At 57.7% G+C, this 25175-nt stretch carries 23 protein-coding genes and 1 tRNA gene; 7 read left to right on the top strand and 17 right to left on the bottom strand.

Features of this window, described 5'->3' with window-relative positions:
* Position 1: 1 nt before the first annotated feature.
* Genes AC0V6V_RS08985 through mobA form a run of 3 tightly spaced genes read left to right on the top strand, consistent with a single transcriptional unit; the run spans position 2 to position 3994 of the window.
* A complete protein-coding gene (locus tag AC0V6V_RS08985; RefSeq protein ID WP_486165050.1) occupies positions 2 to 2575 on the top strand; it encodes a nitrate reductase in 2574 nt (857 codons plus the stop codon).
* Between the two features lie 5 nt (positions 2576 to 2580).
* Positions 2581 to 3375, top strand: coding sequence for a uroporphyrinogen-III C-methyltransferase (gene cobA / locus AC0V6V_RS08990; RefSeq protein ID WP_486166075.1), 795 nt, complete (start codon positions 2581 to 2583; stop codon positions 3373 to 3375).
* 37 nt (positions 3376 to 3412) lie between these two features.
* Positions 3413 to 3994 carry a molybdenum cofactor guanylyltransferase gene (gene mobA / locus AC0V6V_RS08995; protein WP_486165051.1) on the top strand — a complete coding sequence of 194 codons (582 nt, stop codon included), beginning with the start codon at positions 3413 to 3415 and terminating at the stop codon, positions 3992 to 3994.
* 103 nt (positions 3995 to 4097) lie between these two features.
* On the opposite strand, the gene AC0V6V_RS09000 is transcribed toward mobA, so the two are convergent.
* From AC0V6V_RS09000 to AC0V6V_RS09070, 15 genes are all read right to left on the bottom strand, one after another.
* Positions 4098 to 4553 carry a SixA phosphatase family protein gene (locus tag AC0V6V_RS09000; RefSeq protein WP_486166301.1) on the bottom strand — a complete coding sequence of 152 codons (456 nt, stop codon included), beginning with the start codon at positions 4551 to 4553 and terminating at the stop codon, positions 4098 to 4100.
* Positions 4554 to 4634: 81 nt separating this feature from the next.
* Positions 4635 to 5345: a ribonuclease T2 family protein gene (locus AC0V6V_RS09005; RefSeq protein WP_486166302.1), complete on the bottom strand. Its 711-nt coding sequence runs from the start codon at positions 5343 to 5345 to the stop codon at positions 4635 to 4637.
* Positions 5329 to 5775 carry a hypothetical protein gene (locus tag AC0V6V_RS09010; protein WP_486165054.1) on the bottom strand — a complete coding sequence of 149 codons (447 nt, stop codon included), beginning with the start codon at positions 5773 to 5775 and terminating at the stop codon, positions 5329 to 5331. Before AC0V6V_RS09010 ends, AC0V6V_RS09005 begins: the two co-directional genes overlap by 17 nt.
* 13 nt (positions 5776 to 5788) lie before the next feature.
* Positions 5789 to 6649 carry a carboxylating nicotinate-nucleotide diphosphorylase gene (gene nadC, locus AC0V6V_RS09015; protein ID WP_486165055.1) on the bottom strand — a complete coding sequence of 287 codons (861 nt, stop codon included), beginning with the start codon at positions 6647 to 6649 and terminating at the stop codon, positions 5789 to 5791.
* A 290-nt stretch (positions 6650 to 6939) separates the two neighbouring features.
* Positions 6940 to 7737 carry a LytR/AlgR family response regulator transcription factor gene (locus tag AC0V6V_RS09020; protein ID WP_486165056.1) on the bottom strand — a complete coding sequence of 266 codons (798 nt, stop codon included), beginning with the start codon at positions 7735 to 7737 and terminating at the stop codon, positions 6940 to 6942.
* A complete protein-coding gene (locus AC0V6V_RS09025; protein WP_486165057.1) occupies positions 7734 to 8993 on the bottom strand; it encodes a sensor histidine kinase in 1260 nt (419 codons plus the stop codon). Before AC0V6V_RS09025 ends, AC0V6V_RS09020 begins: the two co-directional genes overlap by 4 nt.
* Positions 8994 to 9222: 229 nt before the next feature.
* Positions 9223 to 10173 carry a M48 family metalloprotease gene (locus tag AC0V6V_RS09030; RefSeq protein ID WP_486166303.1) on the bottom strand — a complete coding sequence of 317 codons (951 nt, stop codon included), beginning with the start codon at positions 10171 to 10173 and terminating at the stop codon, positions 9223 to 9225.
* Between the two features lie 71 nt (positions 10174 to 10244).
* Complete coding sequence (locus AC0V6V_RS09035) at positions 10245 to 10958, bottom strand: DsbA family protein (protein WP_486165059.1); 714 nt, start codon at positions 10956 to 10958, stop codon at positions 10245 to 10247.
* Between the two features lie 57 nt (positions 10959 to 11015).
* Positions 11016 to 12407, bottom strand: a complete 1392-nt coding sequence (locus AC0V6V_RS09040; protein ID WP_486165060.1) for a M48 family metalloprotease — start codon at positions 12405 to 12407, stop codon at positions 11016 to 11018.
* A 10-nt stretch (positions 12408 to 12417) separates the two neighbouring features.
* Positions 12418 to 13374 carry an alpha/beta hydrolase gene (locus AC0V6V_RS09045; RefSeq protein WP_486165061.1) on the bottom strand — a complete coding sequence of 319 codons (957 nt, stop codon included), beginning with the start codon at positions 13372 to 13374 and terminating at the stop codon, positions 12418 to 12420.
* 145 nt (positions 13375 to 13519) lie between these two features.
* Entirely contained in the window at positions 13520 to 15550 is a 2031-nt protein-coding gene (locus AC0V6V_RS09050; RefSeq protein WP_486165062.1) for a PAS domain-containing protein, read from the bottom strand.
* 245 nt (positions 15551 to 15795) lie between these two features.
* Complete coding sequence (locus AC0V6V_RS09055; protein WP_486165063.1) at positions 15796 to 16239, bottom strand: DUF2141 domain-containing protein; 444 nt, start codon at positions 16237 to 16239, stop codon at positions 15796 to 15798.
* Entirely contained in the window at positions 16236 to 16997 is a 762-nt protein-coding gene (locus AC0V6V_RS09060; RefSeq protein ID WP_486165064.1) for a sterol desaturase family protein, read from the bottom strand. Before AC0V6V_RS09060 ends, AC0V6V_RS09055 begins: the two co-directional genes overlap by 4 nt.
* Before the next feature lie 82 nt (positions 16998 to 17079).
* On the bottom strand, positions 17080 to 17601 hold the full coding sequence (locus tag AC0V6V_RS09065; RefSeq protein ID WP_486165065.1) for an MmcB family DNA repair protein: 522 nt from the start codon (positions 17599 to 17601) through the stop codon (positions 17080 to 17082).
* 63 nt (positions 17602 to 17664) lie between these two features.
* Positions 17665 to 18072, bottom strand: a complete 408-nt coding sequence (locus AC0V6V_RS09070; RefSeq protein WP_486165066.1) for a hypothetical protein — start codon at positions 18070 to 18072, stop codon at positions 17665 to 17667.
* Positions 18073 to 18210: 138 nt separating this feature from the next.
* Here AC0V6V_RS09070 and AC0V6V_RS09075 point away from each other — a divergent pair.
* From AC0V6V_RS09075 to AC0V6V_RS09085, 3 genes are all read left to right on the top strand, one after another.
* Positions 18211 to 18287: transfer RNA gene (locus AC0V6V_RS09075), tRNA-Arg, on the top strand.
* Positions 18288 to 18524: 237 nt separating this feature from the next.
* A complete protein-coding gene (repC, locus tag AC0V6V_RS09080; protein WP_486165067.1) occupies positions 18525 to 19703 on the top strand; it encodes a replication initiation protein RepC in 1179 nt (392 codons plus the stop codon).
* 408 nt (positions 19704 to 20111) lie between these two features.
* On the top strand, positions 20112 to 20993 hold the full coding sequence (locus AC0V6V_RS09085) for a hypothetical protein (protein ID WP_486165068.1): 882 nt from the start codon (positions 20112 to 20114) through the stop codon (positions 20991 to 20993).
* A 224-nt stretch (positions 20994 to 21217) separates the two neighbouring features.
* On the opposite strand, the gene AC0V6V_RS09090 is transcribed toward AC0V6V_RS09085, so the two are convergent.
* Positions 21218 to 22231, bottom strand: coding sequence for a prolyl hydroxylase family protein (locus tag AC0V6V_RS09090; protein WP_486165069.1), 1014 nt, complete (start codon positions 22229 to 22231; stop codon positions 21218 to 21220).
* A gap of 6 nt (positions 22232 to 22237) precedes the next feature.
* The gene (locus AC0V6V_RS09095) at positions 22238 to 23254 is read right to left on the bottom strand and encodes an MvdC/MvdD family ATP grasp protein (protein WP_486165070.1); all 1017 of its coding nucleotides are present in this window, start codon (positions 23252 to 23254) and stop codon (positions 22238 to 22240) included.
* Positions 23255 to 23943: 689 nt separating this feature from the next.
* On the opposite strand from AC0V6V_RS09095, the gene AC0V6V_RS09100 reads away from it, so the two are divergent.
* On the top strand, positions 23944 to 25167 hold the full coding sequence (locus AC0V6V_RS09100; protein ID WP_486166304.1) for an HlyD family secretion protein: 1224 nt from the start codon (positions 23944 to 23946) through the stop codon (positions 25165 to 25167).
* Positions 25168 to 25175 lie beyond the last annotated feature (8 nt).

The following is a 25175-nucleotide window of genomic DNA, read 5'->3' on the forward strand; positions in this document are numbered from 1 at the left end:
GATGGGATCGATCAAAACCACTTGTGCCTATTGCGGTGTCGGATGCGGCATCCGCGCCGAGGTGACAGGGGAACGGTCGGTCACGATTGCAGGCGACACGGCGCACCCCGCCAATCGCGGTTCGCTGTGCTCAAAGGGCACGCATCTGGGGGAAACGGTTGGGCTGGAAGGGCGCCTGTTGCACCCCATGATCAATGGTGAGCGCGCCGCTTGGGACACAGCAACCGCCGAAGTTGCCGCTCGCATGCAGGCCTGCATTGACGAACACGGCCCCGATAGCGTCGCGTTCTATGTCTCAGGGCAATTGCTCACCGAAGACTATTACGTCGCCAACAAGCTGATGAAGGGCTTCGTTGGTAGCGCCAATATCGACACCAATTCCCGGCTTTGCATGGCGAGCGCGGTGGCCGCGCATAACCGCGCCTTTGGTGAGGATGTGGTTCCTTGCACATATGACGATCTGGATGCGGCGGATCTGGTCCTGCTGGTCGGGTCGAACACCGCTTGGTGTCACCCCGTCATCTGGCAGAGGTTGGAAAAAGCGCGGGATGAGCGCGGGACAAAGCTGGTTGTCATTGACCCACGCCGCACCGAGACCGCCGAACGGGCTGACCTGCATGTACCCGTTGCTCCGGATGGCGATATCGCATTGTTCAATGGTCTGCTGGCGGCGCTGCGTGACCGCGGGCTGATCGACCAAGCGGCGCTTGAGCAAACGTGCGAAGCGCCCGGCAATTTTTGGGACGATCTGGCATGCGATCCCGGGATTGACCCGGAATTATTCGAAAAACTGATCGATCTCGTCATCGCACATCCGCGCATGATTACTCTGTTTAGCCAGGGCGCCAATCAATCCGTTTGCGGGACGGATAAGGGCAATGCCATCATCAATCTCCACCTTGCCACGGGGCGGATCAACGCGCCCGGCATGGGACCGTTCAGCATAACGGGACAGCCCAATGCGATGGGCGGACGTGAAGTGGGCGGGCTTGCCAATATGCTGGCATGCCATCTTGGCTTTTCGGCCCCTGAGCGCGAGGGTGTCGCCGCGTTTTGGCAGGCTGATCAATTGTGCAGTGGCCCGGGCCTGAAGGCAGTCGACTTGTTTGAGGCAGTGCATCGCGGTGATGTGAAGTTCATCTGGGTCATGGCCACCAATCCGGCGGTTTCCATGCCCAATGCTGGCCGTGTGCGAGAGGCGTTGGCGAAATGTCCGACGGTGGTCGTATCCGATGTGATGGCCGATACGGATACGGGCAGGTTTGCACATATCAATCTGCCAGCTCTCGCATGGGGCGAGAAAGATGGCACTGTGACCAATTCAGAGCGGATGGTGAGCCGTCAGCGCGCCCTCTTCGCGCCGCCGGGTGAAGCGCGCGCTGATTGGCGGATCATATGCGATGTGGCGAGCGCGATGGGTCACGCAGCGGCATTCGATTTCCCGACCAATGCCGATGTTTTCCGCGAATATGCGGCCATGACCGCCCTCGCCCAGCAGCATGGTCGCAAGCTGGATCTCACGGCATGGGCGGAGTGTGCCAATACGCAATATGATGCGATGGAGCCGTTCCGATGGGGCGGTGAGCACCCGTTCAGCTCGCGCTATTCCACACCCAGCGGCAAGGCCCAGCTACTTGCCGTTAACCCACCTGCAGCGCGCCAGGTCGACCCTGATTTTCCGCTCCGGCTCAATACGGGTCGTTACCGCGATCAATGGCACACAATGACTCGCACTGCGCTTAGTCCGACACTCTCCCTTCATCGCCGTGAGCCGCTGGTCGAAGTCCATCCCGAGGATGCGCAGAAATTTGCGCTGACGGATAAAGGATTGGCTGAAGTCAAAACGCCTTATGGCGTATCACTTTTCCGTGTTCACATCACGGATGCCCAGACACCCGGCACGATCTTCACACCAATGCACTGGACGGATATCTTTTCGGCTGCGGGACGGACTGGTTATCTTGCGAAGCCAGAATGCGATCCATACTCCAGCCAACCTGGGTTTAAGGATACGCCAGCAACGCTCGCTTTGTTCGAACCTGAATGGCGAGCCTTTCTCGTTAGCAAAGATGCGGCTGCGCCAGAGTGTGAATACTGGACCACCAGCGCCGTTAAGGGCGGCTATCTCACTGAATTGGCCGGCACCGGATCGATTGATCTGGAGGGATTATTGCCAGCCGGAGCACGCTCAGAAGTGTCTGACATGGCCCGCGGCATGCGGCGCGTCGCGGTATGTGACAGGGATGGCCAATTACTGGCCGCTGTGTATCTCACGCGTTCTGGCGAGCTGCCCCAGCGGGATTGGGTCGCTGCGCAATTGGGCCAAAAGGGCAGCGTGCTTGCCGAATTGCTGGCTGCACGGCCAGCCAAACCACTTCCGCCGACAGGACCGATTGTGTGTGTGTGCCACGGCATAGGGGAACAACAGATCCTGGCCGCAATTGATGGCGGCGCGCACAGCGTCTCGGACATTGGCAGCTGCACCAAAGCTGGCACCAATTGTGGTTCATGCCGCCCGGAAATTGCCCGCATGCTGGGACAGGTCCAACCCGCAATCAAGGAAGCTGCGCAATGAGTAACATGACCATGAATGACTTTCCCAAAGGAAGCGTCTGGCTGGTCGGGGCCGGGCCGGGTGATCCAGAGCTGTTGACGCGTAAGGCAGAGCGCCTGCTGAAACACGCAGATGTCGTGTTTTACGATGCTCTGGTTAGTGACGGGATACGCGCCCTCATCCCGGATCAGACACCGCAGAATTCGGTTGGTAAGCGCTCCGGCAGGCATTCTGTCCCACAACCGATGATCTGCGATTACATTGTCAAAGCGGCCCTGTCTGGCAAACGCGTAGTTCGTTTAAAAGGCGGCGATCCTTCCATTTTTGGCAGAGCCAATGAAGAAATTGACGCCTGCCATGATGCGGGCATACCGATCCAAGTCTGCGCCGGTGTTACCACCGCGAGCGCAGCGGCAGCATCGCTTACCACATCTCTCACCACACGCGGTCTCGCCCGCCGGCTCACTTTCGTGACCGCGCATACAAAAAATGGTGCTGTTCCTGATCTCGATTGGGCGGCCCTTGCCGACCCGCAGGCGACAATTGCGGTTTACATGGGCAAAGCCGCCGCTCCGCATATATCCGGCGGTCTTATCAGCGCAGGACTAGCGCCCGACACGCCCGTAGTGCTCGTCGAAAACGTCAGCCTGCCAAGCACGCGTGAATTTCACACGCGGCTCGACATGCTGCCTATCGCGGCGATATCGGCGCTGGGCGATGGCCCGGCAATCATCCTGATCGGGGAAGCCATGCGGTGCAGCGCAGAACGTGCACCAGCCCGCGCGCACGCAATCTCAGAATTGACGGAAAGTTTGGCTTAGTGCTTGCGCTGCGAGTGCGCACCTGCACAATCATTCCATGACGAAACTTGTCGACATTCCCGTGTGCATCTTGGCCGGTGGTTCGGCGCGGCGATTTGGTTCAGCCAAAGGCTTGGCCAGTCTCAATGGCGAGCGACTGATAGATGTTGTGATCAATCGATTGCGGGACCAGACCTCTGGCCCAATCGTCATCAATGGAGAAACCGGCGGTCCCTACGCCGAACTTGGACTGCCCATCATTGCTGACCGCTTGAAAGAAGTCGGCCCATTGGCCGGAATACATGCCGCAATGGTCTGGGCAGGCGCATCCGGATTTGATCACGTGGCAACCTGCACGATCGACGTACCGTTTCTGCCGACCAACACCCTTGCCCAATTGGCGGAGGGCGCAGGGCCATCAATTTGCTCCAGCGCAGGCCGCTGGCATCCGCTTATCGGGTATTGGCCAGTTGAACTGGCTGGCAAACTTGAGGTGTTCCTTGGTTCTGGACCGCGTTCCGCACATGCGTGGGCCGAGCATTGCATGGCAATTGTGAGGGAATTTCCCTTGGGTCCAGAGGGGCAAGACCCGTTCTTCAATATCAACACCGAAGAGGATCTGGCAAAAGCTGGCAAATAGATGCCCGCTTTCGCCCCCAATAACAGGCGCTGTCACCGCCCGCGTCAGGTCTTCGCGCGCACACTTGGGCCGCAGCAAGGGCAAATTTGCTGCAGCGAGTTACCTACTCGACCTCAAACTCCCTCACATTCCCCGCCTCATCCACCATGAACAGCGTGCCGTAATCCTGCTCGGTCAGCTCCGGCGCAGTGTTGCCGCCGAAACGCGTCACCAGGTCGCCAACGGTGTTGCTATGGCCGACCACCAGCACTGATCCTTTGCCCGCTGCAACCTCAGCGACCAGAGCATCGGGATTGCGCGGATCGTACGGTGTGATTGCAACGCCGAACTGGCCCGCGAGCGGTGCGCCCGTCTCCATCGCGCGGCGCGTGCGGGTGGCGTAGACCGCGGTGATGTTTGTGTCCGCCAGCATGGCGGCAAGGCGCTGAGCGTTGGCGGCTCCCTCGCTGGTGAGGACGGGATCGTCGCCTTTCGCCTTTTGCAGATGCCTGATGATGTAAACCGCGCCTGCATCTGTGTTTGATGCGCTGGCATCTAAACTGCCCGACGGAGCAGACATGCATGCCCCCACTGAGAGCACCAAAAGCAAGACCATCGCTCGCAATTTAGTCATAGCATGTCTCCGTTTTGCTCGGCGCTCTTACAAGCCGCGCCAGATCTTTGCGCGGACCCCGTCCTTTGCTCCGTAGCGGCTTGATGTGCAGCGGGCCGGGCGGAAGCGTTTGTTGTAGCACAGCCGGATTTCCTCCAGCCAGCCTCGGCGGTTCAGCTTCACGCCGACTTGGCTGGCGCTCCACCCGCCATTGGCATCCGCGAATGCTTGGCGGATGCGCCCGGCGGTGAGGCCATCCTCGCGGCTGATCCGGTCATAATCGGGAATGCGCAGGCTCTCCCACAAAATCCGTGTGACCTTGAAATAGGTGTCGGGTCGTTTGGTCATGCAGCTGCCGTGTTTCGCCCATTGCCGCGCGACCAGCCGCGCACTTGGCATCATGCACATATTGCGGCGCGTTTCGGTGGGCGTAAGCCGCCCCTGCGTGGCGCACCATTGCGGCCATGTCCGCCCGCTTTCCGGCCACAGGCCATGGACGATCAGGCCAAAACTGCCGTTGTCGCCGCTGCATTGGGTAGAATGCGAGCGGCTGTCCTGCCGCGTGCGGCAAAAGGCCGGCGACCAGCTAAGCGCCATAGTGTAGCCGGTGATCGGCAGCTTGCGCGTCTGTCCGTTCGCCGAGACCTGCGGTACGCTGCTGATCCGGGGCATCTCGCATTGATAGGCCTGGGCGCTGGCCTGAGCCGGCAGGAGGGCGAGCACAGCGCCAGTGCAAAGGGCGCTAGTCAAATACCGCAAGATCAGGCTCCTTAGTTTGGCGAAACCAGCGATTGGCGCTGGGTGTGAACAGCATGATGAGCGCCAGCGCAATCAAGACTGGTTCGCGCAGATACATGATATTGATGTACGGGCCTGAGACCCACAGCATGAACATTCGCGGGAAGCTTAAAAGTTTGAGCAGTGAGAACCCGGTAACAAGCCAGCGCGCCACCCGGCTCGCGCGCAGATAAATCCATGCCACCGGAATGAAAGCAATGGAGAGGATCGCGGACAGGGCAACGATCGTCCAATCTTGTGACCAACCCGGCCAGGGAAGATAGAGCGCAAATATCTCTTGCTGGATCGGCAGATTGGTCAAGTTCAGGACATAGGTCGATATCGCTGCGGTCAGGAAGAACGCCGCAAACAGCTTGATTGATAGCGGACGGGGGCCTTGCGCCAGTTTCATCGACTATGCGGCCTTAAACCGGCTTGAAGTCCAGACCAATGTCCGCGGCTGGCGCGCTTTGTGTCAGGCGCCCGACTGAGACGAATTGCACTCCGGTGGCGGCCTTGGCCTTGATCGTGTCGAGATTGATCCCGCCTGATGCCTCGCACGGCACGCGGCCATCGACCATCGCCACCGCCTCGCGCAGGGTCTCTGGCGACATATTATCCAGCAGCAAGTGATGCGCGCCCGCTTGCAGGGCTGGGCCGATCTGGTCGAGTCGGTCGACCTCGCAGATGATGTGCTCAACCCCTGCTTCCCACGCGCGGCGCACCGCTTCACCGACAGAGCCCGCGACGGCGACGTGATTGTCCTTGATCATCGCGGCATCCCACAGGCCCATGCGGTGATTGCTCGCCCCGCCCATGCGGGTCGCGTATTTCTCCAGATGGCGCATGCCGGGAATGGTCTTGCGCGTGTCGAGCAGGGTGCAATCGGGGTTGTCCATCGCGGTCACATATTCGCGGGCCATGGTGGCAATGCCGGAGAGGTGCTGGACGGTGTTGAGCGCGCTGCGCTCTGCAGTGAGGAGCCCGCGCGCATTGCCGGCAAGCCGCATGAGGTCCGTGCCCGGCTCCACCGCATCGCCATCTTGCACGAGCAGTTCGATCTCTATCTCTGGCTCCAGCGCGCGGAAAAACGCCTCGGCAATGGGCAGGCCGGCGACGACGATCGCATCGCGGCTGTCCATTACGCCAGCAAAGCGGGCATCAGCGGGGATGACGCTTTCCGAGGTGACATCGCGCCCACCGCCGATCAGTCCTTCGCCCAAGTCCTCCGCCAGAGTGCTGCGGACGAACTGGTCGAGATCGAAGCCAGGGATGGTGAACGTCATTCAATATCTCCGTTCGCCCTGAGCCTGTCGAAGGGCTGTTTTTCAACTTATGCACGAAGCTAAGAGGAAAAGCAGTGCTTCGACAAGCTCAGCACGAACGGTTTTGCAAAAAAGGGCCTTAAAACCTGCCCTTGCGGTGCCTCTCGTCGAATTCAGCCCTCAAGCTAGCTAGCTCGCGCTAGTTCGAACCCGATAGGGTTCGCAAGGCCGACTGGCCGCCCGCAGGTGCACCGTAGCGAAGCGGAGGAGCTGCACCGAGGACGAAGGCGCGGATGCGCCTTCGAAACAAACTAATGCACAAACCGCGCGACGACATCGCGGTAGCTGCGGCTCACCTTCACCTCAGCACCCGAATCCAGCACCAGGAAGCACTCGCCATTGGTGTGCGGCTTCACTTGGCGCACTTGGTCAAGGTTGACGATGGTGGAGCGATGCACGCGCTGGAACTTACGCGGGTCAAGACGGCGCTCCAGATCCTTCATCGTCTCGCGCAGGATCAGCGAATTGTCGCCGGTGTAGATGCACATGTAATCGCCAGCCGCCTCGATGTGTTCGATCGATTCGACCTCTACGCGGAAGATCTGTCCGCGATCTTTGACATTGATCAGCTTTTCAAAGCGCTCAGCGGTCTCCGCTGCGGCTTCGCAGAACTCATCGGCTTTGTCGGGTGCGACTTCGGCCAGCACGTCTTTCAGCTTCTCGGCCTCTTCCGCCGATTTCTTCTCTGTAATGCGTTGGCGCACCCGCTCCAGCGTATCGGCGAGCTTATCCTCGTCGACCGGCTTCATCAGGTAATTCACCGCATTGGTCTCAAACGCGCGGATCGCGTGTTCTTCAAAGGCGGTGACGAACACGAACAGAGGCGGTTCGATTTCCATCACGCCTTTGACGACAGAAAATCCGTCGAAGCCGGGCATTTGGATGTCGAGAAACACCAGATCGGGCTTTTGCGTCTTGATTTTGCGAATGGCTTCGCGGCCGTTTGAACAGGTGTCGATAATTTCGACATCGTCAAACGCCTCGAGCCTGAGTTGCAGGCCTTGAATGGCCAGTTTCTCATCGTCGACTAGGATTGTGCGTATGGTCATGCAGCAGGTCCAATGGCGCGTCTGGGATTAAGGGTAATCACCGACGCTGGCTGGGGGTTGGTGCCGGGGGCGGCAGAATTGGCATCCGCGGGGTCGGAGCCGGTTGCGCTTGCGCCTTGAGCATCAGGGCCAAGTGCAAATTCGTCTTCCATCTGGAAGGGGATTTCAATCGTGACGGCAAAGCCGCCGCCGGGATCAGAGTGGGTCTCAAACTTATGATCCGGGCCGTAAGCCTGCATCAGGCGGTTGCGAATATTGGCCAGGCCAACGCCGGTGGAGACCGGCTGGTTCGCTTTGTCTTGCTCATAATCGAGCAGCTCGTGCCGAACGGGGGCATCGGTGCCCGGGCCAGTGTCTTCGACCATGATGCGCAGGCGCCCGGCCATGATCCGGGCGGACAGCGTGATCTGCGCGCCTTCTTCCTGCGCGGACACAGCGTATTTCACTGCGTTTTCGACCAAGGGTTGAAGCAGCATCGAGGGCAGGCGCGCATCCATTGCGTCGTCTTCGATGGCGAATTTGGTGCGCAGCCGCTCTTCAAACCGCATCCGCTCAATATCGAGATAGAGTTGCAGCGTTTCGACCTCTTGCGCCAGGGTCACCTGACTGCCCGGTTCGCTGACCAGAGTGTGTCGCAGGAAGCTGGAGAGGCGAGTGAGCATCGCATTGGCGGGCTCGGTCTGTTTCAGCAGCACCAAAGTGCTGATCGAGTTCAGCGTATTGAACAGAAAATGCGGGTTCAGCTGATACCGCAGCATCGCCAGCTGAGCGCTGGTCGCTTGCGCCTCGAGCCGTTCCAGCCGGTCGGCCTGTTCTTCAACGGTGAGGAAGTAACTGATCGCGTAATACAGCGCACTCCACCCGCCCAGCAGGGTCAGCGGGATGAAGGAGCTGCCGATCAGGCGCTGCGCAAAACTCGTCTCGCTCGCGCCGCCGATGTAGAGGTTTTGCACCCAGGCATCGATCGAGGCGTGAATCATAACCGCCACGAACACCGCGACAGCGGTTGTTCCCCAGGTGACGATGGGCTGGCGCCCAATCAGCTGGCGATAAATCACCGACAGCACCAGCGTGATGGAAAAGCCGGTAATAGTCGTCAGCAGCAGCAAGACCACCAGATCAAGCGGCTGATCATTGGCGACCGCGACGACGGTTCTCAGCAGAAAATACCCGCCCCAGCCGGAGAGCTGGAGGGTCCAGAACGCTCTGTTCTTGCTGGCAAAGAACGGCGTAGGCTGAATAGGTAGCATTGCCATGGCCGACCCTTGTAGACGAATTGTGCGATGGATGGCAGCTAGTTTTGCTTGCGGGTGATCGCGTGGGCCGCACTTTCTGCCCCGGAAAACCGCCGATTGCGTAGAGAATTGAGCGGTTTGGCCTGCCCAAAGGTTAGTCAGTTAGTCGCTTTGCGGGCGGCCTTGATAGGGGTGCTGCCCGAAAATTGGGCACACCGTGAGCTGCGAATTGCAGGGTTCCGCACCCTGCCTATTTCTTAGGCGCAGAGCCGGGATCAATTTCGCGGCGGAAGCCTGTTCGCCAATCGGCTCCTTCAAATTCGGGCGATTTTTGTAGGGCTTCGATCAATTCAACCTCTGCTTGAATGAACTCGGCGCGCTCGTCCCAGCCGTCATGTGTGCGCCCGCGAAACAGGCCGCCATCGTGCTTTGGGCCCCATCGCAGCATGAACCGGTGCGCCGCGCTCGGCTCATAGCCCGCATTGGCGAGCAGCCACGGCATTAGCCGGTCCGCCTCGCGCTCGGTCAGGCGCACGTTTTTTCGTTTGCGGCCATTGGCATCGAGCCATGCCCGGTGCCCCAGCAGATTGTGCGCCAGCTCATGCGCAATCGCGGCGGCGAATTCGTCTTCCGCATAGCCAAAGCCAACAAATTTCGAGCCAATCACAACGCGCGAACCCTCTGCCAGCGCGCGCTTGCTGCCGCCTGCAAGCTCAAAGCGGGTGGCGCAGGCCTTTTCTGAAGGGATCAGCAGATCGCCGCCGCTCGCCAGCCCGATCATGATCCGGCCATCCTCGGCCAGCACGGCATCGACATAATCATGCGCGCGGGTCAGGCGCTGCCAATGGGAGCTATTTTCCGCGGGCCACTGATTGATCTCTTGCTCGTTCAGCCGCGTGATTTCTCTGCCAAAGCTGAGGCCGCCTGCATTCCAGGCGGGCGATCCGTTAGCGACCGTCTGCACCGCGAAATCACCGGTAAGGCCAAGGGCGGCGCGTGGCGAGGTCGGCTCTTTAAAGGCGACCATATCCTGCAATTGCAGACCGATCGATTGCACAGTTTTTGAGCAGTAATCGGCGTTGCCGCGCACCAATTTCCAGCCAACATCCTGCAGCCTTTGGTCGAGCGCGTGATATTCTTCCAAGGCGGTCAGTTTTGCGGAGGGTTTTAGCTCAGAAGGTGCGGCGTCGCTTTGCGCCAATCCGGGCGTGCCTAGCAAACAGGCAAGCACTCCAGCCAGCGCGCGGTGCCGAAATTGACCTTGCCTAAGCATTAGGCGCCAGAGGAATATTGCGCTTCTGCGCCAGCCTCGCTCAGCGCTTCTTTCAGCCCGTCATAACCGACCGCTCCGCCGATCACTTGATTGCCGGTCACCCAGGCGGGTGTGCCGGAAAAGCCAAGCTGCTGCGCAAGCGAGAGATTGCGGGCCAGCTCCACGCTGACCGGATCGGACACGGCGTCTGCCTGTGCCTTTTCCCAGTCGAGGCCCGCTTCGCGTGCGGCGGCTTCAACCGTTTCAGGTGTTGCCGGGCCAAGGCGGAACATTGCCTCGTGGAAGGCCACGTATTTGCCTTGCATTGCCGCGGCCAGCGCCATGCGCGCGGCGCCTTCGCTGCCGTCAAAGATCGACCATTCGCGCACGACCACCTTCAATTCGGGGTCTTCCGCGACCAAACGGTTCACATCCTCAAGGCTCGCCTCGCAATAGGGGCAATTGTAATCAGTGAATTCGACCAGAAGCTTGCTGCCATTGGGATTGCCGATCACTGCGCCGGGGAAGGGGGTGACCACTTCTTCGCGGACATCGGCCAATTGCTCAGCGGACTCCTTATTGCGCAGCGCCTCGACCATTTCGGGCAGCATCTCAGGATTTTCCATCATGAAAGCCCGGGTGCGATTGTCTGCGAGGCCAGTGTAGGACCAGGTCGCCGCGCCCAAAAAGCCAAAGACGAGCGCCAGAAACGCGGTTGCGAATGTCTTGATCAAAATGCTGTTCCCAGTGTTTGCGCGGCCAGCAAAGGCATGACCGCTCTTGGCCGTGCTTTAGCGGCTATCGCGCAGGCGTTCCAGTTCGCTGCGCGCTTGCAGAGAAATGTCTTGCGCTCTGATCCAATCGGGCGTGCCCACGGGCAATCCTGCTTCGGCGGCCTGCGCGCTGCGCAAAGCCTCGGGATAGCGGCGGGTCATCACCTGCTGTTCAGCGCTGGCGAGGCGGGCACGCGGCATGTCTCCGCGCGCGGCATAGACCACGCCGAGCTGATACCAGGCGAAGGGATTGAGCCGGTCGCGCGATACGGCGGCGCGCAGCACGCGCTCGGCCTCGGCAAAGTTCGCCTCATCTTCGGTTGCGATCAGAGCGTGGCCAAACATCGATGCGATCAGCGGCTGGTTGAGCGTGATATCGGTTGCGCGGCGCAGCGGGATCAGCGCCTCTTCCGGCTTGCCGGATTCGAGCAGGATTTGCCCCTTCACTTCGAGGAAATACGGGTTGTCCGCATTGATCGCGAGCAGGCCGTCGGCCTCTGCCAGAGCGCGCTCGATCTGCGCATCCTTGTGGAAAGCATAGGCGCGGGCGTAACGCGCCGCGACGCTTGTGTCGCTTTCAGGGAAGCGGTTCAGCGTGCGCTTGGGATCTTGCAAAAAGCCATAGAGCTTGGCCTTCACCCGCTCGAACCGAGCCTGAAGCGCGGCATCATCAGGCGCGTCCCATGCGGGATCAACCGTGTAGACCTCGCGCAGGCGGGCGATGCGATTGCTGGACAGCGGGTGGGTGCGGGTGAATTCGGCTTCGTCATCGCGGGCATAGCCATAACGGCGCGCTTGACCTTGCAGTTTTTCAAAGAACGCGATTGAGCCGCGGCCTGAAATGCCCGCCTCTGAAAGATAGCGTGCGCCCGCCGCATCAGCGGCGCTTTCTTGCACCCGGCTAAAGGCGAGGAACCGGCCGAGTGCCGCGCGCTGGCCCGCCATAATCGCGCCGATCGCTGCATCGCCGGCCCCGGCCAGAGCCGCGCCAACGCCGATCAGCAGCGAGAGGATTGAGATGTTGCTGGCGGCGGTGGTGCCCTCGTTAAAGCGCACGATGTGCCCGCCGGTGATGTGGCCCAGCTCGTGCGCGATCACGCCCTGCACTTCATTGGCGGTGTCCGCCGCATCGATCAGGCCGGAATGGATATAAACCACCTGACCGCCCGCGACGAAAGCGTTGATCGATGGATCATTGATCAGGACAATATCGACATTGCCCGGTTCCAGCTCCGAGGCTTCAATTAGCGGCGCGGCCATATCGGCCAGCAGCGCCTCGGTTTCCGCATCGCGCAGGATCGATTGCGCCGAGGCAGTCTCTACCGCCAGCGCAAAACTGGCAATCAGCGCAAACGCTGCCGCCGCGAGGCGAGAGGAAGGCTGGGCGAAAGGGTGCAAAAGCGCGCGCATGCCCGCAGGACTAGCGCGATTCGTCCTGAACCGGAACTGAAGTCTTCGCCTGCGCGGCAACTTCTTTCGCAAATTGCGCGATTGTCTCGTCCACATCGCGCGAGTTCCGCCATGGCGCGGCCATCGAAACGAGCGGGTCTGTATGATCCATCTCAGGATAGAATTTGGTCTGCACGCTGCCGCCAGCCGCCGTAATCTGTTTTTCGAGCTCGCGGGTGTTGCGCGGATAGACGACCGTGTCCGCCTCTCCGTGGATCAGCAGCATCGGCGGGGCATCGCCGCGAATGTGATTGACCGGCTGGGTCGCCTCTGGGTCTTCAGCCGGGCCGAAGGAGTTTTTCGTCGAATCGCTGTCGAACGGATAGAAATCATAAGGGCCAGACAGGCCGACCACACCGGCGATATCACTGGTGGAGAGCGCGCGCGCGCTGAGCCATTGCTCCTCCAGCGCGGCCATCATCACGTTGTAAGCCCCGGCAGAATGGCCAGCGACGAAGATCTGCTCTGGATCGCCGCCAAATCGATCAATCTCCGCTTTGGTCCAGGCGATTGCTCCGGCGGCGTCTTCCAGCATGGCGGGATAGACCGCCTCTGGGTGCATGCGGTATCCGGCGAGCACGACGACAAAGCCCTTGGGCACGAAAGCGCGGCCGATAAAGCCATAGTCTTCTGGATCGCCGGAGCGCCAGCTGCCGCCGTGAACGAACAGTAAGACCGGCCGTTTCGCTGCGTCCTCGTCCGCATTTTCAGGGCCCCAGACAAATAGGTTTTGCGCCTCGCTCTCGCCGAAAGAGGCCTCGGTTAGCAGCGCGACATCGTCTGTGCCGCCGGTCAGCCGATCAACTGCGGTCAGTACGGCGGGGCCATTGCGCGAAATCGCAAATTGCAGCGCCAACCCGCCCACCAGAACCAGCGCCACGATCGCGGCAAGCACCCACAGCATAACGCGCACCTTCTTGCTCTTCATTGCATGCCCCAAAAGGCCTTTGGCGCTGCTATCTTGCCAAGAGGCTCTCGATTGAATTGAGCGCGCGCGATAACGCCTCCGACCCTATGCGTATAGGGCCGAAGGCGTCAAAAATTCGCGAGGCTGTAAGTTCGCTCTGGCGGTGTTAGCCGACCAGCTTGCGGGCAGCGCGCTCGATCATTGGAATGTCTTGCTCGATCTCGCCCAGCAGCTCGACTTCGCCAAGCTCATTACGGCGGACCATGACCAGGCCAAATTCTGGCCCTTCATGTCCCAGCGCTTCCAAGGTGAGAGCTTCGAGCTCGCGCAGCTTGTCGGCCAGCTCAGCGCGGACCTTGCCAGCGTCTTCAACCGGCTTGCCCGCTTCTTCGCGGCGCAGACGGCGCTCTGTGCTGACGACGCCTTTGAGGCCGCCGTCCGCTTCGCGCAGGAAGCCAGCGAGGCTGCCCCGTTCCAGACCAACACGGTGCGCATGGGTCAGGACGGTGGCATATTCGGTGAGACGCGTTTTGTCGTAATCGCTGCCGAACACCAGTTTCACAACCGGGGTCATCGGCGCGCGTTCTTGGACGGTGAGGCCGCTTTCCGCGATCAGGTCAGCATAATCCTCTGGCGCATCCTTAGCGGCGAGCGAGAAGTCGTAGGCGCGGCCAACAGCGGCATAGAGCGCTTGGCGGCTGCGATCTTCTGAGGCGTTTGCGGTCTCAGCGAGTTCGCGCGCTGAGGCAAGGCAATCGTAAAGGCCTGCGTCCTCTGGCAGTTCGTCGGCAAGGCTGATCGCATCGGCCACTTCGTCGAGCGACGCGGTTTGCGGCACTGCCGGCGCGGTTGGTGCTTCTTCTGCCGCTGGGGCAGGGGTTTCGGCTACTGGCTCAGGCGCAGTGATCTCTGGTTCTTCAGCGATAGCCTCTTCAGCGGGGGCGTCTTCAGCCACAGGCTCAGGCTCGCTGACAACAGGTGCCGCAGGAACAGGATTTAGCGGACGCACGTCATTTGCTGGCTCATCATGCTCTGGCTCTGCGTGATCATCGGCGTAATCCGCCGCATCATCATTGCCAGCATTGTATTCTGCCGGAGTGAAATCGCTCGGATCGTAATCGGCTGGATTGTACTCGCCCGAACCCATCTCAGCGTTTTCGCTTTCGAGCTCGTCTGGATCCATTTCCAGCGCTTTCGCCTTTTTGGTCGGCGCTTCGATGTAATCGGTCAGCGAGGCAAAGCTGTAATCGGCTGAGGAATCTTCTTCCTCGTCCTCTTCTTCCGGCTCGTCGAGCCCGTATTCGCCAAAGGCGGGCATGGGCAGGTCTTCGCTGTCCTCTTCGCCGTAGTCTTCGTCTTCGTCGTCATAGTCGTTCGCAGAACCTACCGCGCCGCCAATGGAGGCCATGCTGGCAAATTCGCCCAGGTCGAGCGGTGATTTTTTCTCTTCAGCCATCTCGTCCAGCTCCAGCACTTCTGGTTCAGGGGCTTCGGCGTCTTCAGTCTCGCTCATTTCGGTCGCAGGCGAATCGGCCCACTCAGACAGAGCGTCGGCCGCATGCTTTTGCGGTTCATCCGCTTCGGCTTCGATTTCTTCTTCGCTTTCCAGTGCCTGATCAATCTCAAGCAGCAGCTCATCGGCTGTCACTTGGTCGGCCATTTCCTTCCAATTGATCACGCCATAGATGAAATCGATGGTGTCATCATTGCTGGAAAACGGAAGCAGGATGCCGCGATACAGGATCGCAATGCCGCGCTGATTTACAAACTCTGCTTCAAAACCAATCGGGGCCTGATTGGCGAGAATTTGCATATAGTGATCGGTGATCCGGCTCAGCAAAGAGCGCGGCGGAACATCGGAAAGCTGCGAGATATGGCCTTCTGCGCCGCATTCTTCGGCGAGCAGGCCACCCAAGAAGCGCACAGCGGGATCATCAATGCCGCCCGAGAAATCGAGCACGACGGAATAGGGCCCGAAATCGGGCAGGTTTTCCGGCTCTAGCGAATCAATCGCAGGGAAGTTGCGCTCGCCCAGCAGGCTGGCCCAGTGATTATAGGCGCGCACTTGCATGCGGCGCTCATCCTGGCCGATCGAATCCGGCGGCAGGTCGCGTGCGTCCTGCTCTTCACCCGTATCCCAATCCTGATTGTCGTCGGCTGGTTCCGTAGAATCGAAAGCGCCCCGAAGATTGTCCATGGCCCGTATTTGCCCCTTGTTAAACGGTTCTTGGAAGCGTTTTGAAGGTGCATGGTAAACATGTCGTTAAGTTGCGCGGGAAAGTTGTGCCGTCATCAAATTTCGCACCTTTGCGCGCAGCAACGGCAGTATTGCTGGAATGACGTCGCGAGGTTTTACTTAGTCTGGCGGTTAAGATCGGACCGCGCCCTAATGCGTCTCCGGCGCGTTGGCGTCAGCCAGCCAATTTTCCGCGCCACACCGGCTCACAGCATATAGCGCATCTTGATCGTCATCGCCTGTTTGGCGGTGCCATGCTCAAACACGGCGTCCTTATATTTGGGCGGGCCCATGCGAACCTTGGCGTCGCGCGAAAAGCCGAACCCTTCCTTGGGCATCATGCCAAGCGCTCGGTCTGCTTTGCCATTGTCATTCTCATCATGCAGCAGCGCAATCGCATAGCTGCCCGGTGCAACGCCGGTGAAGCGGATCTTCGCATTCTTGGTGGCGGGCACGACGACACGCAGGGCATTGGGATCTTTGCGGCAATTGGGAAAACTTTGCTTTTCCTTGGTGAGGCAAGCGCGCACCACGCCCTTGGTCGAGCGAATATTGGTGACCGAAATCTCCACCTCGCTCGCCTGAGCCGGGGCGGCCATGCCAGTCGCAGCGGTGCCTGCGATCAAGCTGGCGGCGATGATCCGGCTCATACCGGCGCGCGTCCGGCCTGTTCGACTATGCGGCGCGACAATCCGGAATCGGTTTTGCAAATTCTGTCCCATATTCTGAAATAAAGCCCGAAATTGCATCGATAATCCTCATGATGTCGCTCGTGATGGCTGGCTGTTATCACCCAATTCCCCAACGCAGAGTGAACAACCCAGCGCGGAAATATCTCCCACCCCATGTGATTGGTCACCCCCATCACCGTCATCACGGTCAGGACAGTGCCCAGCATCACCAAGTGAATGGGGATCACAAACATAAGCAGCGGGATGATCACCGCGCCGCTCACCGCCTCAATCGGGTGAAAGCTCATTGCGGTCCACGCCGTCGGCGGGCGGCTGTCATGGTGGACGCGGTGCGCCAGCTTAAACCAGCGCGGGCGGTGCATCAGCCGGTGGGTCCAGTAGAACCAGGTGTCATGCGCCAGCAGATACAGTATTAGCGACACTGGCAGATACCACAGCGGATAATCGCTCATATCGCTGTACAGCATTGTGAGGCCGTGATGGCGCCAGCTCCAAATCGCAGCGGCAGCGGGCACGCCGAATATTCCAGCTGACAGCAGCGACCAACGTATCTCGCGCGCAATCTGCTTGCCTTGTCCATCATACAGTCCGGGTCGTACCTTGCGGGTTATGAGGTCAAACAATCCGCTGGTCAGCAGATAACGCAGGGCAATGATCACCGTCACCGCCGCGCTGCCCAGCGCAATCGTCGCCGGGATGCTGTAGCCCTCAATCATAAACCGTGCCCATTGACGTGAGTATGACTGAGAATGGCCGCTTTGCCCATGGGGTTGTGCGCCCGGTCTTCTGTTCGCGGGGCTAGCCGAGCGCCAGATCACTGCAGTCAGGATCGAGTATCGCGGTGTGCCGCCGCATCGCTGCTCTGGCCAGGCGCTCAACCTGCGCTTTGCGCCGCGCCGGGGCAAGCGGTTGCAACGGTGCATGGCGCAGGATTTCTGCGTCATATCCATCGGCAACGATCACGCCGCAGACATCGGGCTGATAGGCCTCACTGTCCAGCGGGCTGCGATCCAATCCGGGGGCAAGGCCCCAGAAAAAGCGGTCGCAAAAATCCAGGTAATCGGGCCATTTGCTATCGCCGAGCAAATCACTGCGCGCGACCTTGATCTCGACGATCACGATCTGCCCTTTGGCATCGACCCCCATCAAATCCGCGCGACGCCCGTTTTTGAGCGGCATTTCCGGCAGGCACCAAATGCCATTGCGCGCAAACAGCCGCATGATCCCGCGCGCCGCGTCTTTGGCGGTCACAGGGGGCGGGCAGGCCGCTGCACCGCCAAGGCGCTGCGAATCGATAATGGTGGAGGTCTCACTGGTCATTCAGCGAAATTGGAACATAGCAAGAACTTGGTCAAGCCTCTTGCGTCATATTCGGCTCAATTTTCAGGCGGCATTGCGCCCGATAGCGGCGCTGTGATCCGCGCCGGTCAGACGCAGGATCGCACCGCGCGCGCAGTGAAACTCACGCCACAGCGCCAGCGCCGGCACCGACGCATCTTGGCCGCGCGCGGTGATCGTACGCAGAGCGGTCAGCCCCGGCTGCAGCATCGCATCAATGTCCTCGATCCCCTGCCAGGCGAGTTCTTGCGCTGCTTCACCAGCATCACAAAGATGACCGGGGAATGCAGCAATCTCACCCTCGAACTTCTCGCGGGACAGCCCGGCAAGCTCCGCCACTTCGCCAGCCTGATCGTGCAGACGCTGCCAATCTTGCGCAAATTGGGCGTGTGGCTTCGGCGCGGCGGCGGTGCGGCGCATGGCGCGGGCTTGGTCGGGATAGAATGCTGACATAAGGTCATCAGGACTAGCCTAGGCGAGTTGCCGATCAGTTAACTGCGCGCGGCCAAATGCGCGCTAGCACGCGTTTTTGGGTGGTGCGGCGCTGAGGAGCTTGCTAGAGGCGCGCCCCAGATGCCATGAGGCGTCGCGGCACCCGTAGCTCAGCTGGATAGAGCGCTGCCCTCCGAAGGCAGAGGCCAGAGGTTCGAATCCTCTCGGGTGCGCCATTATTTTCCAATAAAATCAGATGTTTGTGCTTTGTTGGTGGCTCGTGGCGAACCACGTCGTTCACAGAATGTGCACAGAACGAAGGTCTTTGGCCCTCCAGACCGATGGCCTAAACGAAAAACCGCCAGAAGGGCTGGCACCCTTCTTGGCGGCAAATTTCATAGCTGCGTAGCTACTTATCTTGTTTACTCGACCGATGAATCAGCTGCAAGGTTAAACCTTGCGGGAGGTGCCAGATGAGCATGTCCCTTACGCACAGTGGCTTGCCCGATGGAGCAAGCCAGTTTGGTCTTTGCGACCTCATCGACCAGATTGCTTCTGGCAGTTGCAAGGAAGAGCGGCTCTCGGCGACTGCGGTACGCCTCCTGCAATACTTCATTCGAGCATGCCGACAATCCGACTTCGAGCCTGGCAAAATCTGCGGAACATGGGAGCAGCCACAGAGTATTGCAGCTTCGTTACGAATCTCGACCAAGGTCCTGCACAATGCCGAGGCACAGCTCCGCAAAGCTGGATTTATCGAGCGCACCTATAGTCCGCATGCCCGGCGTAGCGGGAAGCGGTATGATGGAGCGATCGTCGCACTGGCTGGGATCAGTCTGCGACCGCTAATTGATGACTGGGCGAAATGGCAGGCTCGGCGCGAAGCAATCGAGCTGCAAGCGAAAGCGGTGTTTTGCCTAAAGCAGGAGGTTGCAGCACTCAATCGCGAAGCGAGGGCCTCAAGCAATCCTGAGGTGAGCGAACGAGCACAGGAGATCCTGCCAAACGGCCGTATCTCGCGCATCAACAATCCGGAGAAGCTGGAAGCGATCAGGGATGCGCTTGAAGCGCTCCTCGTGTTGCTGGAAGTTCCGTCTGGTGCAACGAAGTCTTCCGACCGGACGGAAGAAATCGTTACACCCATTATACCTGAATCAAACTCATCCCAAAACCGTAGCAGGGCTCGTCGCGACAGAAGTGACGAGGATCGTGTGACTAAGATCACGCCCGAAATGGTCGCTGGAATTGCTAGCTCCGACTATAAAAGCTTGTTGCCGAGACGAACGTCGCCAAACTGGCGCGATCTGGTCGATGCGTCAGCCAAGGCCTGTCGCTGGCACGGCATTTCACCGGCCGCATTCGGCGCAGCATGCGAGAAGTTGGGGCGCGAGCGAGCAGCGCTCTGCGTCGTGGTTATCGATCGAAATGCCCGATTGCCTGGCGAACACAGCTATCGCGCACGATCAGGTCGAAAATGCTTAGCTGGACTGGTGTGCAAACCCACCGGTCTCTTGCCGATGCTCAGGGCAGCACAATGCTATCCAGAGGGACGATTGGGCGAAGATCCATTCACACCAGAACCGCCGAGCCAGGATGATCAAGGTAGCTTCGGAAACCTTGCCTCTGTGGCCTTGGCAAAGCTGGCCAGATGAGGTGCAGCATGACCTCGCTGAAAGAGCGCCGCAAGATGGCGCTGAGGATCTTGAAGCTGCGGTCGCGCAATATCCGACGGCACCCACAACATCAAAAACGCTGGAGTGCGTCGAAGCCGTTACCATGAGCAATTCTCAGTCCGTGCTATTCGTGGATGTACCGGTAGCCGATGGCAAGATTGCTACGATGTGCTGGATCCAACCAAGTTGACTCATTTGTCGAAGCGGGGCTGATTCTGCATTTTCCCTCTGGGACCGCACTCGCTCCTTATGTTCCCGAAAGCCGACTTTCCGCTTACGACCCAAAATCGGACTTTGTCCAACCCCAGCGCATTGCAGCCTACTGGCGAAAGCAGTATCGTCCAACGACAACACGCCAAATAGACGGGTACTTACAAGAACAAACCGATGCGGATTGCAGTTCTAATCTTCGCTTGGATCGCTCTACTTGGCTGCGCGCAAGGTGCAAACTTAAATGCATCCGAGATTTCAGAACCAAATGATCGGTGCGCCTTACCAGATGGGTGGGAGGCGATTGCCGAACGTGATCCTGAGTTTGTTGTTTTTGGAGAACGGCATGGCACTCGCGAAGCACCTGCTTTCTTCGGCTCGCTTGCCTGTCATCTCGTCCAGAATGGCGAACGGGTCTTGGTCGGAGTCGAGTTCGGATCTTACTACAATGACGCATTACAAACCGCCTGGAAGGCGAATGAGGAGCAGTTTGAAAATCTATTGCTTGATGCTGGCTGGCGCGGGAGACGCGATGGCGTTGGCAGTCAAGCAATGTTCGAAATGCTGAGAGATCTTCATCGTCTGCGCCTCGAAGGATACGCAATAGATATCGTCGCATTCAACGGCGTTCGAGATGACGACCAAAGGGCTCGTTTTGCTAACCTCCCCAGCCAAGGTCCTCACGAGGCAGCACAGGCAGAAAACATTGGAAGGGCTGCTGAGGCCGGTTCATATGACAGGGTGCTCGTCCTTGTGGGCAATCTTCATGCACTCAAGCAGCCTTATAATTTTGGCAGCGGACGCTTCGATCCAATGGCGAAGCGACTTGAGTTTTATGGCTCAGTTTTGTCCTTTAGCATGAGACATGCCGGCGGGACGAATTGGAGTTGTCAGCGCAACTGCGCAGCCAACCTAGCCGAGGCTAACGGCTCTTTTGGCCGCGCGCCTTTTATCGCCTTCAATGACGATCAGGCTGATTGGCTCGAGTCGAAGTATGATGGATTCTATTGGGTCGGGGCTATCTCCTCATCTCCTCCAAAGGCACCCGATTACGAATGAGTCCCAATTTCAATCGAGCCCGAGCTTACAGTAAGCGTAATTCCGAGCAGCGTCACAGGCTCGGCCAAATGCAGCTAAAAACTCTTCTGGTTGCTCGATTTAGCTTGCTCAGTACTGATTGCACTACACAGTATTTTCATGGCCCAGATCACCTTTCGATGGATACAAGTGCACGCGGTGCAAAATTAAGCAAAGAGTAGCCCAATACACTTCACCGTAAATTCTCAACGTACCCATATATTCAGCGCGATCTTTTGACCTACTGTCACAGGCATTCCTTGATGCTCAGCCTGCCATCTTATTCGTCCATCAGGCAGTATATTGTCCCACGAAATGCAGCGGCCCGCGACTGGGCTGAAAGTCTGCCCAATACGACCAAAACGTGTTTCTCCGCCCACGAAATCGTCATTAACATAAATTAGGAACGTCTTCCTCCTTAACGTTGGGACGCCTCCATCAAAATGCGGGCCGAAAAACTCATTCACACCATATCTCACTAGCTGGATTAGTTCGATCGCAGTATCGCTGCACTGTTCAAGAGAGCAAATCTTTTGCCGCAAATCTTGGGCCCATCGATTTTTAGAGTGCGAGACTCCGATCGAGGAGCTTACACGGATCTTTGCGTCTGAACCTTTAGCCACAAGTCCGTTTCTATCTGAAACGCGGCTCGGAGCCCATGAGGTTTGGTTTGCGAATTCAAGAATTTGCAATCGTAGCTTCTCATCAATAAAATCGTTTCGAACCTCTATTGAGAAAGGTGAGCTAAGCCTGTCATCGCAATCAAGTTGGTCTGATTCTGGCGAGTGCACACACACTATTGAACGCGCGGATTTATCTCCTAGCTTGGCATTCGATAACGTCCAGTGAGTACTCATACCGTCGCGATCAACAGCTCTAAAGGACTGGCCCTCTATGCCCCTGACGATCATCGGCCAGGACTGATCTTCTTTGTGAGTACCAAAAAGAAGAAATGGAACGTCTAGAGCTGCAAGATCCTGATCATCAACTGTCGCCAGTTTTAGCGGAACTCTATTGCTTTCAAAACCAGACTGGATTTCCCCGAGTGTTAATCGAGAAAAATCGGCGCATTTCATCAGCAACCTATCTAGCGCATCGATGGCTCCTGGTTCCGCATGGGCAGCAAGCAGTTCGGAAAAGGCGGAGGCAAGATGCGATCTTACATTCTTATTGTAAGTCGAGGCGTTGCTTTCAGCCAGTTGATCGATAACTTCGCTCATATTCGGCTAATTCCCTCTTGCCATTTGACCAAAATATCTCGCAACGGCTGCAGAGAGATCTGGTGCGCCTTCAACTCTCTGAAGTGCCATCCACTGACCGCTTGGATTACATTCAAAAAAGACCTCGCTTCCATCTTCACCCACAGCGAAGTCCAGGAGCCCAAGATCAAGATCGAGGTGCTTAAGAAGTAATCGGATGCTCTCGCTTAATTCCGGCGGCAGTGTGGTGTACGAGTAGATTGAGAGATCCCGTTCCCCTTTTCGCCAGTCAAGAGACGTCAACTCAGATTTTTGCGAGTCAATCTTGAAGGCGAAGATCTCAGACCCAACTGCCAAAACTCTCAGTTCGTATGACTTCCGAACCTCCTCCTGAATCAGGAGTGGTACGGATTCAATCTCCATCGGAGTGTGGGAATCTACCTCTTCTCGGGTTATACGCTCAGTCATGATCCAGATAGGATCGTACTTCCTTCCTTGACCGTCATAGCAGCCAGGGACAAGGTTTTTGCCTAGAGCCTTGCAGATGCTGTTTTGGTTAGAAACAAAATTGAGAAGCTTGGCTTTGGACGTACTTACAATCGTCGCGGGGGTGCGCAAGCCAGCTTTGTGCGCCGCCGAAATTTGAGATATTTTCTCATGCGATCCGAGCAGATCTTTGCCGCGATTAATCACGGGCAGCTCAAATAGATCGATTAATCCCTCAACGAATGTCTGCCGGGTGTGCAATTCCAAAAAGAGTCGTTGATCCACATCATCTACGTAATTTTTCTGCAACATCTTTCTACGAAGCCAAACCAAAGGTTTAACTTCGTCGTCGATGCGAAGCCCATTGATATTCGCGCTTACCTTACCGTCGGAACTTTGAAGTGATACATCAAAGTGGCCATGGTCGGACACAGGAGAAAGAACCTCCACGAGTAGACCGCTCTTCCGAAGGCAATCCACCACACTGTAAACGTGGGGGTCATCGTCAAACCCAAAAACTAGAATGTCTAAAGTGCTTTGATCTGAATCAGTATCCACACCGCACTCCAAAAACACGAAACGCCTCTTGCATATCTTTTGGGGACCTAATTCACTAAAGTTCAGTAGATGGCCTAGGCTAGTTCTGACATGAGAGTGATGAGGATGAATCTGTCAGGCAAAATCATTTCCGGATTAGATTTAACTGTCATCAGGTATGTGTATTTGCAAAATAATGGCCGCCCCTGAAGGCGGCCATTATTGCGTTCAGACAGCCCTCATGGATTGTCGACACGTGCCGACCGCTCGTTTGGGCCGTTATTGTCGTAGGTCCATTCAATTGGATCAAGGTTGATAGGCTCTCGCTCACCATTGCCGCCGACGATCAAGTCTTTTTCAGATTCTGTAAGAGGTGTAAGTGTCGCACTCTGCTTAGAACGCTTCGAAAATGCTAACGGGTTCATACAATATCCTTACTTTAAAGTGATTGCGGCAGAATAGCCAATAAAGAAGGTATAGTGATAGAATGGTGTTTTCAATAAAAAATATCGCAATAAGCGGGCAGTTGAGCGCAGATATTAGTTTTTGAATGAAACTTTAAAGTGATCGTGTTGCCTTGTGCTGAAAGCCACACCTGTCACAAATCCTCGACCCAACGAGAAAGCTGTTTACGGGTAAAGTTTCATTTGTATTGTACATGACTTATGGCAGCGCAAGTGCCCTGATTCGCTGAATAAATCGAGAGCAAAATGTTTCGAACCGAAGTCTTGAATAAGTCGCAAGATAGGCTCTCAGGAAATGTAAGCATAGCCGTTCCAATGTCGTGGACTGTGATTGGCTACCTATTTTTGACTGCGTTAGTTGCAATGGTAACTTTTCTATCGTTTGCCAGTTATTCGAGAGTTGAGAGCGCAAACGGTTCGATAACTACGGACAAAGGTATTTCGGCGATACCACCATCGCGTCCTGGCGTTGTAGTCGAACTGAGGGTGTCAGAAGGGGATAGGGTAGAAGAAGGCGACTTGCTGGTCGTGATCCGCACGGAGGAGGACAGCGACGAGGCGCTATCGTCAGCAGCCCAAATCGAGCAAGCTATCGCCATGCAGGACCGTAGTCTTGAAGCGCAAATTGCCGCAGACAACGCGGCGGCTTCCGCTCAACTAAGTCAACTATCCGCCGAGCAAGCTGGTATTAAGGCTGAGATCGAGCAGATCAAATCGCAAATTTCTTTGCAGAGGACGCTAGTCGATAAAGCACGCGAAGATCTCGACCGCGCGCTCGAAGTAGCTGAGCGCGGCTTTATAAGTGGTCGCGACCTGCAAATTCGCGAAGAGGCATTGGTGGCACGTCAGCAGCGTTTGGCTCAGCTCAATCAAACTTTGGCAGCGCAATCGACTGCGCTGATTGCAGCTCAGCGGTCCAACTCCCAAATATCGGCCCAAGCGCGAGCGAACGAAGCCAATTTAACGGCAGCGCGCTCTCAGATTGGGCAACAAGCTGCTAGTGCTGCTGGGTCGCGCGCCTACGCAATCAGAGCGCCGATCGGCGGTACGGTCACTGCTTTGACCGTGTATGTCGGTCAGGCAGTAGGTACGGCATCCCCCCTCATGGCGATTTTGCCACAAGGTGCGGAGCTTCAAGCGCAGTTGATAGTACCGAGTTCAGCGATCGGTTTCGTTAAAGAGGGACAACAAGTGAACCTCGCTATTGATGCTTTTCCCTATCAGCGCTTCGGCACGGTTTCAGGGAAAATCGTCACAGTTGCTGAGAGCGCGCTAAGCCAAAAGAGTCCGGACGGGAACGCGATCGCAGTCTATCCGGTTCGAGTGAAGCTTGAGAGTCATGAGATCACAGCTTTCGGACGGAATGAAAGGCTTATGGCGGGGATGACGCTTTCAGCACGCATTGTTACAGAAAAGCAATCCCTAATTGAGTGGTTGTTCGAGCCACTTTTCGCCATCCAACGACGCTGAGCGTAACC

It is taken from the genome of Erythrobacter sp. S249, assembly GCF_057364975.1.